This window comes from Cohnella soli, assembly GCF_042655525.1.
GTDB lineage: Bacteria > Bacillota > Bacilli > Paenibacillales > Paenibacillaceae > Cohnella > Cohnella soli.
This window is the reverse complement of record NZ_JBHSMI010000004.1, coordinates 46,625-60,025: the sequence shown is the minus strand read 5'-3', so window position 1 is coordinate 60,025 and position 13,401 is coordinate 46,625. Positions and strand designations below refer to the sequence as shown.

General features: G+C 53.9%; 12 protein-coding genes. 9 read left to right on the top strand and 3 right to left on the bottom strand.

All coding sequences use genetic code 11. The features are described from left to right. Positions 1-572: 572 nt before the first annotated feature. Positions 573-2,945 carry a glycosyltransferase family 4 protein gene (locus ACFPOF_RS02825; protein ID WP_378129422.1) on the top strand — a complete coding sequence of 791 codons (2,373 nt, stop codon included), beginning with the start codon at positions 573-575 and terminating at the stop codon, positions 2,943-2,945. A gap of 16 nt (positions 2,946-2,961) precedes the next feature. Next, the gene (locus ACFPOF_RS02820; RefSeq protein ID WP_378129420.1) at positions 2,962-3,747 is read left to right on the top strand and encodes a methyltransferase domain-containing protein; all 786 of its coding nucleotides are present in this window, start codon (positions 2,962-2,964) and stop codon (positions 3,745-3,747) included. 61 nt (positions 3,748-3,808) lie between these two features. Here ACFPOF_RS02820 and ACFPOF_RS02815 read toward each other — a convergent pair whose 3' ends face one another. After that, entirely contained in the window at positions 3,809-4,591 is a 783-nt protein-coding gene (locus tag ACFPOF_RS02815) for an FkbM family methyltransferase (RefSeq protein ID WP_378129418.1), read from the bottom strand. A 34-nt stretch (positions 4,592-4,625) separates the two neighbouring features. Further along, entirely contained in the window at positions 4,626-5,753 is a 1,128-nt protein-coding gene (locus tag ACFPOF_RS02810; RefSeq protein ID WP_378129416.1) for a hypothetical protein, read from the bottom strand. A gap of 169 nt (positions 5,754-5,922) precedes the next feature. Between ACFPOF_RS02810 and ACFPOF_RS02805 the strand changes: the two genes are divergently transcribed. The 5 genes from ACFPOF_RS02805 (at position 5,923) to ACFPOF_RS02785 (ending at position 11,625) form a co-directional block, all read left to right on the top strand. Further along, entirely contained in the window at positions 5,923-7,056 is a 1,134-nt protein-coding gene (locus ACFPOF_RS02805; RefSeq protein ID WP_378129414.1) for a glycosyltransferase, read from the top strand. Positions 7,057-7,214: 158 nt separating this feature from the next. After that, positions 7,215-8,252 carry a mannose-1-phosphate guanylyltransferase gene (locus ACFPOF_RS02800; RefSeq protein ID WP_378129412.1) on the top strand — a complete coding sequence of 346 codons (1,038 nt, stop codon included), beginning with the start codon at positions 7,215-7,217 and terminating at the stop codon, positions 8,250-8,252. 2 nt (positions 8,253-8,254) lie between these two features. After that, on the top strand, positions 8,255-9,205 hold the full coding sequence (locus ACFPOF_RS02795) for a GDP-mannose 4,6-dehydratase (protein WP_378129411.1): 951 nt from the start codon (positions 8,255-8,257) through the stop codon (positions 9,203-9,205). Between the two features lie 30 nt (positions 9,206-9,235). Further along, positions 9,236-10,444, top strand: a complete 1,209-nt coding sequence (locus ACFPOF_RS02790; protein WP_378129409.1) for a hypothetical protein — start codon at positions 9,236-9,238, stop codon at positions 10,442-10,444. Positions 10,445-10,458: 14 nt separating this feature from the next. Then, on the top strand, positions 10,459-11,625 hold the full coding sequence (locus ACFPOF_RS02785) for a glycosyltransferase family 4 protein (protein ID WP_378129407.1): 1,167 nt from the start codon (positions 10,459-10,461) through the stop codon (positions 11,623-11,625). A 39-nt stretch (positions 11,626-11,664) separates the two neighbouring features. Here ACFPOF_RS02785 and ACFPOF_RS02780 read toward each other — a convergent pair whose 3' ends face one another. Continuing rightward, on the bottom strand, positions 11,665-11,895 hold the full coding sequence (locus tag ACFPOF_RS02780; RefSeq protein WP_378129405.1) for a helix-turn-helix domain-containing protein: 231 nt from the start codon (positions 11,893-11,895) through the stop codon (positions 11,665-11,667). Between ACFPOF_RS02780 and ACFPOF_RS02775 the strand changes: the two genes are divergently transcribed. Further along, positions 11,874-12,857 (top strand): GH116 family glycosyl hydrolase, encoded by a 984-nt coding sequence (locus tag ACFPOF_RS02775; RefSeq protein WP_378129403.1) that lies wholly within the window; start codon positions 11,874-11,876, stop codon positions 12,855-12,857. The two genes, ACFPOF_RS02780 and ACFPOF_RS02775, sit on opposite strands and share 22 nt — an antisense overlap. 21 nt (positions 12,858-12,878) lie before the next feature. Continuing rightward, entirely contained in the window at positions 12,879-13,151 is a 273-nt protein-coding gene (locus ACFPOF_RS02770; protein WP_378129401.1) for a hypothetical protein, read from the top strand. Positions 13,152-13,401 lie beyond the last annotated feature (250 nt).

The window sequence follows — 13,401 nt, the reverse complement described above, 5'->3', positions numbered from 1 at the left end:
TCTGTTCAGACATTTTTCCCATTGAGTTCGTCCTCCTCATGTATTAAGTGTACATTTTCATGGTGGAGGACTCCAACTTAATTAGGGGGCTGTGGAGATTGAGTGGGTATCGCTGCCTGCAACCCCGGAATTACTGTACATATCCATTAACATGCTCGACTCGGGTACGAGAGAAGCCAAATAACTGGACTTTTCCATGAAGCGCACCACAACTCTCGGATGAACCCACCTCCTCACCAACAACAAACTCCATCTTGCTCACTAAACAGGCTTCGAGCACCGAATTACTTACTCGCACGCACTATCTCGCCAACTAACCGGACTCCGAGCACCAAGTTACTTACGTTCACGCATTATTTCGCCCGCTAACCGAGCTCCGAGCACCAAGTTACTAACGTTCACGCACTATCTCGCCAACTAACCGAGCTCCGACCGTTCCCCGCCGTTCGCGGGACAGCCTCTCCGCAGCGGCCCGCCCTTTTTGCCGGACGGCGGCGGTGGCCCATGCGCAGGAACGAACCCGCCATACTATAACCATGTGAATGAAGTCTGAGGCAAATGGCGGTGAACCGATGAACATAGCTTTCGATATGTTTTTCGCTAAGACGGACGCGATGAAACGCGGCATCGGCCGCTATTCGCAAAATATGATCGAGGCGATCCTGAAGCAGGACAATGCCCACTCGTACTTCTACTTCTACCCGGACATCAGCAAAGGCTCCGAACATTTGAAAAACCAACTCCAGCAATTTTTGCTTCGCAACAGAATCGACGTCTACCATATGACAAGCCCCTTTAACCTGTTCCATTTACCGGGCCACCTTTTTCAAGCGTACAGCGATGCAATGCTCAACAAGGCCTGGTTCGGCTACACGCGAGTAGCCGCCACATTGTACGACGTTATCCCGCTCGTTCTCGAGAAGCAGTATATGAACGACTACGTCCGTCCGATCTATATGCGGGTAATCGAGATGATCCGTTCGTGCGATATCATCTACGCGATATCCGAGACGACAAAGCAAGATGCAGTACGACTGGCTGGAATGGACCCGGATAAAATCAAAGTTGTTATGGGGGGGTATGATCCGAAGTTCAAGCCGCTCTCCGAACCTAATACCGAAGAAGTGAAACGGCGTTACGCAATCGCTAAACCGTATGTTCTCTGTACGGGAGGCGACGATCCGCGCAAAAACATTTCCCGGCTAATCGAAGCGTTCATCGCAGCGAATCGTACGTTCAGTGAACGTTACCAACTCGTCATCGTCTACAAGTCGACGGAAGATGAGAAGCGGCACATGCTTGCCCAAGCTGCCGCCCTTGGGGATGCCACGAGCCTCGTCGTGACTGGATACGTGCCGGACGTCGATCTGGTCGAGCTGTACAATGGGGCGGAATTGTTTGCATTCCCTTCCTTGTACGAGGGGTTCGGGCTTCCGATCATAGAAGCGATGGCTTGCGGAACGCCTGTGCTGACGTCCAACAATTCCTCTCTCGGGGAGATTAGCGGAGATGCGGCCTACTTGGTTGACCCGGAGAGTTCATCATCGATCGCGGAAGGTATCGTCGCGACGCTTGGAAATCCGGAGCGATTAGCCGATCTTCGACGCAAAGGGTTGAAGCAATCCCGTCAGTTTACGTGGGAATCGGTAGCCGACAAGGTGCTGGAAGGGTACGAAACGTCGCTCCGGCACCGAATCGCCGTATTTGCAGCGAAGCATCCATGCCACCCAGGGAGATATGGTGCATTACACTCGGCGGCTCCGTATTTGTCTGATCGTTGTGAGATCGACGTTTACGTAGAGAAGACGGAACAACATTCGAAGAGCAAAGATCAGGATTACACGCTAACGACATATTCGCATGAGACGTTTGAATCGATGAAAGACAAATACGACATCGTGATCTACGAGCTCGGCAACGATCGCGCATACGAGTTCATCATTCCGTACCTCGCATACATGTGGGAGCGACCGGGTATCGTCGTACTTGGAGATGCCAATCTTCATCCGCTCGCTTGGAGGACGACCATCGGGCGGAACGCAATAGTGCCCTATTTTCGCATCATGCAAAATGAATTTGGTTTGATCGCAGAGCAAGCAATGGATCGCATTTTAAGCGGAGAAATAGACAGGAAGATCGTGCCGATTATCCGTCATTATGTCCATCAATCGAAAGCAATCGTTGTTCATGGTCGTGGAGCAAGTGATCGGCTTACTTCATTGGGGTACCCGATCGTCGTAGACGCGCCGATCCCCGCCCCGCCAATCGTCTCTGCTCCGCGATTGTACGGAAGTCCGCTCAACTTGACAAGTTTCGTTACTCAAGGCGGTCGTCTCTATGCCCCGTTCCTTCTGGAATGCTTGAAGGAGCTGGCGGAGGAGGGGCTCCGCTTTAAGTATCGAATCATCGGCCAATTTTCCCCCGAGCAGCTTGAAGAATTCAAGATCACCGTTCAAAACTTCGGCTTGACGAAAAAGACGGAGGCGCTGAGCAATCTTACTCCGAGCCGGTACGAACATTGGCTGAAGCGTACGAACGTTGCGATTATGCTGGAAGATCCCGAGTTGAGATCGTCTCCATACGCTGTCTACGAACTGGTCGCAAGCGGCATCCCGACGATCGTGTATGATGTCCCGGCGTTTGAAGGATTGGCGCAAGGAGTAGTTACGAAAGTTTCCACCAGCGGGATGGAAGCCGCGAAGACGGAGCTGAAAGAAGCGATCCGAGCTCTTTGTGCCGGGGGGGCTGGGGGCAAGGAAGTCAGAGAAGCGATGTCAAAGCGATCGATCGAGGCATTCGCGCTTGACGGTGCGCATACGGATGCTGCGTTCGCCGATGCGATCTATGAGGCGGTCGTGCGGAGCCACTATACGGGTGATGTGCCGACAGTGCAATGGCACGTTCAGGATAGCGCCGACGGAGTCCCGCATGTCCGCCGATCGTAATCAGGGGGGAACTTATTTGCTGCAATCTCAGCTGTGCCGGGAACAAGATTTTACGATGCCGTGGTTTACCCACGCATGTACCAAATTGCGCGAGAACATGCGGTTTCATCGCAAACTATGGGAATGGTGCTACATTTATGAGGCGCTACGTGAGCGCGACATGCTGCTGCCATTCAGGAAGGGGCTGGGATTCGGCGTCGGTAAAGAGCCGCTGGCCGCGGCGTTTGCCGCGCAAGGCACCGAGATTGTAGCAACGGACCTGGACGTAGATAACGCCAAGACGCAAGGGTGGGTCGATACGAATCAGCATGCGAATACGTTAGCCGATCTGAATGGGAAGGGCTTATGCGACCCGCATCAGTTTGCCAACCTCGTGTCTTACGAGACGGCGGATATGAACCGAATTAGCGACAAATTCACTGGGCAGTTCGATTTTACTTGGTCTTCGTGCAGCTTCGAACATCTGGGCTCGATCGAACTCGGGAAACGTTTTATCGTGAATCAGATGAAATGTTTGAGACCCGGAGGGGTCGCCGTCCATACGACGGAGTTTAACCTCACTTCGAACGAAGAGACGCTGGAAATGCCGATTCTGGTCATCTATCGTAGAAAAGACATTGAGGCGATGGCGGACGAATTGAGGCGGGAAGGTTATCGCATTACGATCGATTATACGGCTGGCGCAGGACCTTTCGAATCGTACGTCGATTTGCCGCCTTACAACAACCCCGTTCATCTTCGGCTTATGCTCGGTCAGTTCGTCTCGACTTCGATTGGATTAATTATCGAGAAGCCGCAATAAAAATAACGCAAAAGAAGAGGCCGTCGCCAGCAGCCTCTTCTTTGTCTTATTGCATAACCCCTCAATAATGACGAACGAGCAGCAAATCCCAATGAAGATGGCCCGTATGTGCGGCCAATTGGTCAAGCGTGACCGGATAAGCGCCCGAGCTGTCCATTGGAATGTTAAATACTTGAAAGCCGTTGTCATAGAACCGCTTCATGATTGGACGAGGGTCCCGCCCGCCCCATAACAAAGGTAAATATTCCATGAAAATGACCAGTTGGCGATTGGCATCGATGACTTCGAAGAGACTGTCCATAATAAAAGGTTCTCCGCCGTCGATATCGATCTTGATGACGTCGACTTTTCTGTCGGCGCCGAGCAGGTCGGTGAGCACCGCTTTCCGGACTTCCGTCTTCGTAACGCCGTTCAACTCGCTCAAGCTTGGATAAAGAATGCTTGAACCGCCTTCTCCCTGTGTTTCGATTGCGGCGTTCTCATTCTTATCCCCGAGCATGACGCGATGAAGTCTGACTTGGGGGTAATTGTTCACGCCGGCGCTTTTCAGAAGATTGCGATGATGAAAAGGATTCGGCTCGAAGGCGTGAACTTTACCGGTCGGACCTGTTTTCTGGGCGGCCAGTAGAGTGAAATAGCCGCTATGGGCACCGATGTCGAGCACTGTCATGCCGGGTTTAATGACACTCTGAAAGGAGTCGCTGATCCAAGGTTCCCATGAACCAGTCAAATAGATGGCCATGCACACTGGATCTCGAAGATCGAGAAACATAGCAGGGCCGGCGTTCAAGTCCATCAGCACCGTATGATCCCCGACGTAGACGTGAGGCCGATAGTCGAACAAGCTGTTTTCCTCCTTCGGTAATTTCGAAATTCGGTCACACGGCGGTTAACGTCAGCTTCGGAAACCGGAGATGACAGGCCCAGGCGCTATGTTTATAGCAACGCAGTTCGACGTCCATCGCTTCTCCGTCGATTGATATCTCATCTTGCAACGTTTCGCTTCCTGTCAGCTTGCGCGACCAGATGGTGTTGCGGCCGTTTGCCGTCGTTAATTCCAGACTAAAGCTCCCGCTCCCGGAAATTTCGATCGTTGCTTCCAGGCGGTATCGGTTCGGCGGCAACGAGACCGGATGGCCGTAGAAAACGTAGCCGGAACGGTGCGCGGGAAAATAACCGTTCTTGTCGAAAGCGAACGGCCGAACGAAAGGCGTGAAATATACGTTCGGTATTGCAGCTGCCGGTCGATAAACGAGATCGTCTCGAGACATGAGGGCAGCCGTTTCGTGGACGTCTTGGCCGATTTTGCGGAGCCGAAGAACGGCGATGCCGTTAGCGAACATGAAAGGGGAGTCGAATGTCGCTTCGGCCATGTCAGCTCTTTCGCATTGAATCCATGCTTGGCGGGGCGTGTTCAAATGAATGTCCATGTCCTGCTTGCGGAAATACGTGAACGACGCGGCTTCGCGTGGAACGCCATAGCTATCGAAGAGGAGGTCCATGTATTCGCCGCTGAATTGAATGAGCCAGCCGATGTCCATCAATTGCCCGAAGGGAACGGTGACCAAGGCGGTACCGTCCGGTTCCAGCAAATTGTAGATACGCCGGATCGCGCGTAGCGGGGCTTCACGGTCGCCGGATTTGTTCTCGCCATAGGCGTGCTGTCCGATATGTTCGACCGTGGACAGACAGAGGATCGTTTTATGCTTCGTGTCATAGTCCATCAGATCGACGTTCAGGACACCTGGCGCTTCTTCAAACTTGTCGAGCACGATGCGATTTGCGAGCGTGGGTTGCTTGGCCAACAGCTCTTCATAGTTGGCAAGCACGTTGCCGATCTCGAGATAAGGGCGGTCCGTCCCCGTCATCGTTTCTTGCAAATAACGCATCGCGATCGGCAGCTCTATCGTCCGTTCCGAACAATTGCCGTAAGGGAGCTGGTTGTACGGCAATGGCTGGCAATCGTACAGAAAATAGTTCAGGAGCGGCATATCCGCGAATCCCATAGGCCATATTCAGTCCTTCGCTAGAAAGTCGTAATGAAGTATATGCGACGCGTGCGGATCGGCATGGGTAGTGGCCTTTGATAGGCGAAGATAGGTCGAAACGGAGATGCCGCGCGAACGGGGCATTCATATACTGTCGGTAACGCGAGTATAAAGGAGTCGGTATCGGATGAGCTGTACGGGAGTGTATTGGGTCGGACCCGTATTCGACATGGGCGGTTACGGTAACGTATCCCGCAACTTTCTGCAGGCGCTGGAGGCTGCGGACATACCGGTGTACATCTCTCCGTTAATCGCTGGCAACCATCAGGACGAGATCGGCGAGAATACCGTCCAATGGCTGCAGCGGCTGTCCACCGACAAAATCGGGGACAGGGCGGTGTGCCTCGTTCATGGCGTGCCTGCGCACTTCCAACTGCCTGTACCGGATACGAGAGTCGTCAAACGCATCGGCATGACATTGTTCGAGACGGACCGCGTCCCCGCTGATTGGTCTTGGAGATGCAATGCGATGGACGAAATTTGGGTGCCTACCGCATTCAATTACGCCAGCTTCGCAGCTAGCGGCGTTCATCCGTCCAAACTTAAAGTCGTGCCCTATCCGATTGACGTCTCGAGATTTTATCCGGGCCGTCCGTATCACCAAATTACGTTCTCGCCTCCGTTGCGTCCTTTTTCATTTCTATATGTATTCGGTTTCGATTTTCGTAAAGGAATCGATCTGCTCGTAAGGGCATTCTGCCGTGAGTTTCGTGCCGATGAGGATGTCTCGCTCGTCCTGAAAGCTTATGTCCATAGCGGTTACAAGCCGGAATACGTCGCTTCCGTTATCAGATCTTACATTCCGGTCGATCGAACAGGCTCGCAGATTGTCGTCATCGTGGAGCCGTTCGGCGAACAGCAACTGATCGATTTATACCGAAGCTGCGATGCTTACGTCTCGATCGACCGCGCGGGGTGGGGCATGCCGGCGATGGAAGCGATGGCGCTCGGGAAACCGACGATTGGTCTGGATTGGGGAGGTTATACGGAGTTCATGAACGAGGATAACAGCTTCCTGATCAAGACGGAGCGCCAACTCGTGCCGGTGGACGCCCAATTGCAACGGGACCGCCCGGAGTATTACTTGGGCCATCTGTGGGCGGACATTCGCGCAGAGAGCATCGGCAAAGCGATGAGAGAAGTGTACATGGACAGGGTCAAGCGCGATCGTATCGGGAAAAAGGCGGCGTACGACGTTCACTTCAACTATTCTCCGGTTGTCATCGGCGATAAAATCCGGCAGTTGCTAGGTATCCTCTAATGAGATCCCTTGCCTAGGCGAACAACCCTATTTGGCTTGTGCTAGTTAATCGTCCATGCGGTTCGGATGGGCAGGCCATACAATAAACGGTACATTTGCGGCGGCAGTCGATGTGCCTGGATAGTGGTCCGTCGAAGCGAGCAAAGGGGATCTGATCTATGAAAATCGTCATCATGGCAGGCGGAAAGGGGAGCCGCTTGTGGCCGAGGAGCGTGGACGAGAAGCCGAAGCAATTTCTCGCGTTAACGTCCGAGGAAACGATGCTGCAGACGACATACCGCAGATTGGCCGGAGTTATGCCGTCGGAGAAGCTGTATGTCGTAACCGCCGCCACTTATCGGCCTCTCGTGTTCGAACAGCTGCCGGAGCTGGAAGGAAACCGGATCATTACGGAGCCGGTCCAGCGGGATACCGGGCCGTGCGTGGCGCTGTCGGCGCTTCATTTTCTCCGAGAAGGGGACGACGAGGCGCTCGTCATGATGCCTTCCGATCAACACGTGCCGAACATTGTTGCCTTATTCGAAGCGCTTGCGAAAGCGGAATCGGTAGCCGATGCTGCAGGCGCCATATTAACGCTTGGCATCGTGCCCGCAAGGGCGGAGACGAACTACGGTTACATCGTCGCATCGGAATCGGAAACGTTGGAAGGAGCACGGAAAGTCGTCTCGTTCGTCGAGAAGCCGCCGCTCGAAGTCGCCCAGCAGCTCGTCTCCAGATCGGATGTGTATTGGAACGGCGGAATAATCGTATGGAAGCCTTCCACGATCGCGCAAGCGATGAAGGAGCATCAGCCCGATTTATGGCACCGTTTGGAGTTGGCCGGCGGTCATCCAGAGAAGGTGTACGGCGATCTGCCCAAGCTTTCGGTCGATTATGCGATTTTGGAGAAAGCGCGCAATCTGTACACGATTCCGTTCCGCTACGAGTGGGAGGACCTCGGCAGTTGGTCGTCGCTTGAGCGGGTGAAGGAAGAAGATGCGGACTCGGACGGGAACATTGTGCAAGGTGCGGTTCATGCGTTCGAGTCTACTCGCAATATTATTTTCGCCGAAGGGCGCAGGGCGATCGTGATCGGTGCGGAGGATTTGATCATCGTGTCTACGGCCGAAGGTTTGCTCATTTGTCATAAGTCGAAAGAGCCTTATTTGAAAGCGATCGTTCAGCAAGTTGAAAAAAAAGAAGGAGGCGTCGGCTAAAAGTGAAGGCGCTCGTAACGGGGATATCCGGATTCGTAGGCAGCCATATGGCCGAATTTCTGCTGCGCGAAGGCGTGGAAGTCGTCGGCACGATCCGCAACCGCAGCCGCATGGACCACATTGCTCATCTGCTGAAAGACATTCGTTTGGCCGAATGCGAGCTGCGCGATCCGTTCTCGGTGGAAAGCTTGATCGGGACGGAGCAACCCGACCTCATTTTCCATCTGGCTGCGCAAAGTTTCGTGCCCACCTCCTGGAATTCGCCGATCGATACGATTCACAATAACGTCGCCGGAGAGGTAAACCTGTTCGAAGCCATCAGACGTTTCGGACTTGGTACGCGAATTCAGATTGCTTGCTCCAGCGAAGAATACGGCCAAGTTGAGCCGGACGAGACGCCGATTCGAGAGACGAACCCGCTCCGCCCGCTCAGCCCTTACGCGATCAGCAAAGTCGCTCAAGATTACTTGGGCTATCAATATCATAAGAGCTACGGTCTTCATGTCGTTCGTACGATTACGTTTAACCATACCGGGCCGAGACGCGGAGAGAACTTCGTCACTTCGAACTTCGCCAAGCAGATCGTCGACATCGAGAAAGGCAAGAAGCCGCCCGTCATCTACGTCGGCAATCTCGACGCGAAGCGGGACTTCACCGACGTGCGCGACGTCGTACGCGGCTATTGGCTCGCGCTCGAGAAAGGAAAACCCGGGGAAAACTACAACATCGCTTCGGGCAAATGTTATACGATCTCGGAAGTGCTGGCTCTGTTGCTATCATTCAGCGAAGTGAAAATCGAAGTGAAAACGGACCCTGCCCGCTTGCGCCCTTCGGATGTGGAAATTCTGCTCGGCGACTACCGCAAATTCAACGAAGCGACCGGATGGGCGCCCGAAATTCCATTCGAGAAGACGATGGAAGACCTGATCGAATATTGGCGAGCGCAGCCTTAAGGAACGACTGCTAAGGGGGAACGACCGACTATGTACACGATGTGCACGATCATCGCCAAAAACTACATCGCGTTCGCGCGGACGCTCGTCCAGTCGTTCCTCGAGCACCATCCGAACGGCAAAGCGTACGTGCTGCTGGCGGATGAGAGCGAAGGATTACTGGATGGCCACGAGAAAGATTTCGAGTGGGTGCATTTGAAGGACATCGGCTTGCCCGAGTGGCCTTCGCTTCGTTTTCAATACGGCATTACGGAGTTCAGCACAGCGGTTAAGCCGTTCCTGCTTGAATATTTGTTGTCCGTGCGAGGCGAAGAGCATGTCGTCTACTTCGATCCCGACATTCTGATCACGCAGCGGATGGACGACTTTTTTCAAGAGTTGCCTGAGTATACGATTGTGCTGACGCCACATATTTTGACACCGCTGCCCGATGACGGGCAGAAGCCGGAAGAGATCGATCTGTTGAAGTCGGGCGTGTACAATCTCGGGTTTATCGCGGTCACCCGCAAAGACGAGACGTTCCGTATGCTGCGTTGGTGGAAAGAGCGGCTGCTTCGGTATTGTCTGATGGACCCGGCCAAGGGATACCACGTCGACCAGCGGTGGATGGATCTCGTACCGGCGATGTACGAGAGTGTACGGATATGGAAGGATCCCGGCTACAATGCTGCCTATTGGAATCTGCACGAGAGGCCGATCGTCAACAACGGCGGAATGTACGAAGTCGGAGGACGTCCGCTGACCTTCTATCACTTCAGCGGATTCTCGGCAGACTTGTCCGTCATCTCGAAGCATCAGACGAGGTTTCAATGGCGGCATGCGCCTGACTTGCTCGGCTTGTTCCGGGACTATCTCGCGCGATTGACGTTGAACGGATACGCGAAGACGGCGGGCTGGCGGTATGCGTACCATTATTTCGATAACGGAATCGTCATTCCTGCGATTGCAAGGGAAGTGTACCGGAAGATAGGAGCGTCGCAAGTGTTCGGTAATCCTTTCTCCACGTTGACGCCTCACGGTTTTTACTTGTGGTTGTTTGCGCCGATGAGCTTGAGCGGCCGAATTCCGCGCTTGCTGAAGGAAATTTACGATATCCGCGTCGACCTGCAACGACTGTTCCCTGATCCGACAGGCGGAAGCAGGCACGGCTTGATGACATGGGCGCGGACGTTCGTCCCGATGGAATACGGCGTCGATCCGATCGTGTGGAATCCTGTTCTGGATTCGATGGGCGGATAGGAGAGTGAGGACGGATGGCGATTGAAGAAGGCGCGGGCGTGGATACGGGCGCAGGCACCGGCACCGGCACGGGAGCAGGCATGGCGCGCGGCGTTAATCTGATCGGATACGCTCGTTACGAGATGGGCATCGGCGAGTCGTGCCGGCTGGCGGCCCGCGCGTTGGAAGCTTGCGACATTCCGTTCGCAATATTGAATTTCGCTGGGGGCAACATGTCGCGCAGCGAAGACCGATCATGGGCGCATCGGGAGACGAATAAGCCGGAGTACGCCGTTAACCTGTTCCATATTAACGCGGACCAGATGCCTGTCGCTTATGCGGAGCTCGGAGAGCAATGGTTCGCGGGGCGCGTCAATATCGGTTATTGGCATTGGGAGCTGCCGGAATTTCCCGCGTTGTATGCGGAAGGGTTCCGCCACCTGAATGAGGTATGGGTGCCGACAGAATTTATCCGACGAAGCGTCGCCGACAAGTCTCCGGTTCCGGTTGCGACGATTCCGCACGGCGTTCGCGAACCGGAGCCGGTTCTGGCTGAGCGTGCGCGGTTCGGCTTGCCGGAGCGAAAGTTTCTGTTCCTGTGCATGTACGACACATACAGCTACTCCGCGCGCAAAAACCCGCAAGCCGTCTTGGCGGCTTACCGCGCGGCGGTCGTTCGTTACGGGATTCCTGCTGGGCTCGTTATCAAAATGAACAATCCGCAGCGGGCAGAGATCGATAATCTGAAGCGGGAGGCGGCAGGGCTGCCGCACGTGCGGATTATCGACCGCGTCATGAGTCGGGACGACGTGCAGCAGTTGATGCGTTGCTGCGATTGTTATGTGTCGCTGCATCGGTCGGAAGGGTTTGGCTTACCGCTCGCAGAAGCGATGATCATGGGCAAACCCGTCATCGGAACGAACTGGTCGGGCAATACCGATTTTATGACGCCGGATAATAGCGGGGCGGTTCGCCATCGTCTTGTCCGGGTCGGTCAGGATTTCGGGCCTTATAAGGCGCATCAGCTTTGGGCGGAGCCGGACATCGAACATGCGGCGCATCTGATGAAACGAGTCGTCTATGACGATGAGTGGCGGACAGCCATCGCGCGAAGAGGACGGGAGACGATACGCGAATCGTTCTCGCCGGAGGCGTCGGGGCGAGCGATGCGAGAGAGGCTGGAGAAGTTATGGAACGTATGAAGCGCTCGGCTGCGGGCGCTTTTTGGCGTGCGAGGGATGTCAGTTCGGGGCCATGTCGGAGGCGGAGGTTCTCTTGTAGTGTCCCGGCGCGATGCCCATTTCGGACTTAAATGTCTTGGAAAAATGATGAATGTCGGCGAATCCGCAATATTCGCTCGTTTTCTGCAAGGATACGCCATCTCTTAACAGTTCCGCAGCATGTTGAATGCGCAGTTTAATCAAAGTACGCTCTAGCTCATTGGGATCGATTGCTTGAAGATACGCTTGCATTCAAAGAAGCATTATTTTCCTCCACTGTGCCGGAAGTGGTTAAGGAGGCGGTATCCGCGAACTTGTCCGTGCTCAAATCGCCGACGGTGCTACGTCTGACTGACGGATCCTTGTACGGTTTCGAAGGCTGTATCGAGGATGTAGGCTGCTGCGAGGGGTCTTGCACGCACGTGTGGAATTACGCATATGCGGTTCCGTTCTTGTTCCCCCGTCTCGAACGCAGCATGCGCGACTTGGATTTCAAATACAACCAACGGGACGACGGCAAAATGGCGTTTCGGTTGATGCTGCCGATCGGACGGGAAAGAATGGACTGCGTTTGCGCGGATGGTCAATTTGGCGGCGTCATTAAAGCTTATCGGGATTGGAAAATATCAGGCGACACGGAATGGTTGAAATCGGTCTGGCCGGCGATTAAGAGGTCTATAAGCTATGCATGGTCAGACAGCAACGAAGATCGGTGGGATCCGGGAAAGACGGGCGTTCTCACTGGGCGACAGCATCACACGTTGGATATGGAACTGTTCGGCCCGAATTCGTGGTTAAACGGCTTTTATCTGGCCGCCCTCAAGGCTGGGGCCGAAATGGCTGATTACCTAGGAGAAGGAGAGACTTCGGAGGAGTTCGAAAGCATTTTCCGCAAAGGTAAGAAATGGGTCGACGAATATCTCTTTAACGGCGAATACTACGTCCAACAAGTGGATTTGACGGACAAATCTTTGCTGGAGCAATTCGATGAGGACACCTGTAATACCTTCTGGAACAAGGAATTGGGCGAAATCAAGTATCAGATCGCGGGCGGCTGCGCCATCGATCAAGTTCTCGCTCAGTGGCATGCGAATTTATGCGGAATCGGCGAGGTTTTTGATAGAGAACAGACTCGTTCGGCTTTGGGCGCCTTGTACCGGCATAATTTCAAGGCCAGCATGCGCGGTGAAGCGAATACCTGGCGGTTGTATTAGCTGAACGACGAGGGCGGCCTCGTGATCTGCACATGGCCGGAAGGGACGTACAAGCCCGCGATTCCGCTCACTTATAATTCGGAGACGATGACGGGCTTCGAGTATCAGGCGGCCTCTCATATGATTCAAGAAGGATTCGTCGAAGAGGGATTGTCGATCGTGCAAGCAATTCGGGATCGTTACGACGGCGAGAAACGCAATCCGTGGAACGAGATCGAATGCGGCAGCAACTATGCCCGATCGATGGCGAGTTATTCCTTGCTTCAAGCATATACAGAAGGGGCTGCCCCATAAGTCATGAAAGTGACTAAGGGGCAGCCCTTGTTTTGTGCTCACGATATAAGTTTTGCGGAGAATTTGGCCACCCGGTATCCAAAAGAAGCGAAGTGCCGTCTAGTCGTCTAAGTGTAAAGCATACAACTCATTTCAGCGTTTTCCTGAATTTTGGGAAATCAATTGCAAGAAAGTCATTTATTTCGGCCTATTTGCATCAAAACCGGCCAAGTGAAGAAAACAAATGCCGTTTGTGCAATTAAAAATCCCA

Bases quoted from the DNA above. Each gene is read 5' to 3' on its own strand.
- ACFPOF_RS02825 (WP_378129422.1), top strand. From the start codon at position 573: ATGAACATAGCTTTCGATATGTTTTTCGCTAAGACGGACGCGATGAAA.
- ACFPOF_RS02810 (WP_378129416.1), bottom strand. From the start codon at position 5,753: ATGGGATTCGCGGATATGCCGCTCCTGAACTATTTTCTGTACGATTGC.
- ACFPOF_RS02805 (WP_378129414.1), top strand. From the start codon at position 5,923: ATGAGCTGTACGGGAGTGTATTGGGTCGGACCCGTATTCGACATGGGC.
- ACFPOF_RS02800 (WP_378129412.1), top strand. From the start codon at position 7,215: ATGAAAATCGTCATCATGGCAGGCGGAAAGGGGAGCCGCTTGTGGCCG.
- ACFPOF_RS02790 (WP_378129409.1), top strand. From the start codon at position 9,236: ATGTACACGATGTGCACGATCATCGCCAAAAACTACATCGCGTTCGCG.
- ACFPOF_RS02785 (WP_378129407.1), top strand. From the start codon at position 10,459: ATGGCGATTGAAGAAGGCGCGGGCGTGGATACGGGCGCAGGCACCGGC.
- ACFPOF_RS02780 (WP_378129405.1), bottom strand. From the start codon at position 11,895: ATGCAAGCGTATCTTCAAGCAATCGATCCCAATGAGCTAGAGCGTACT.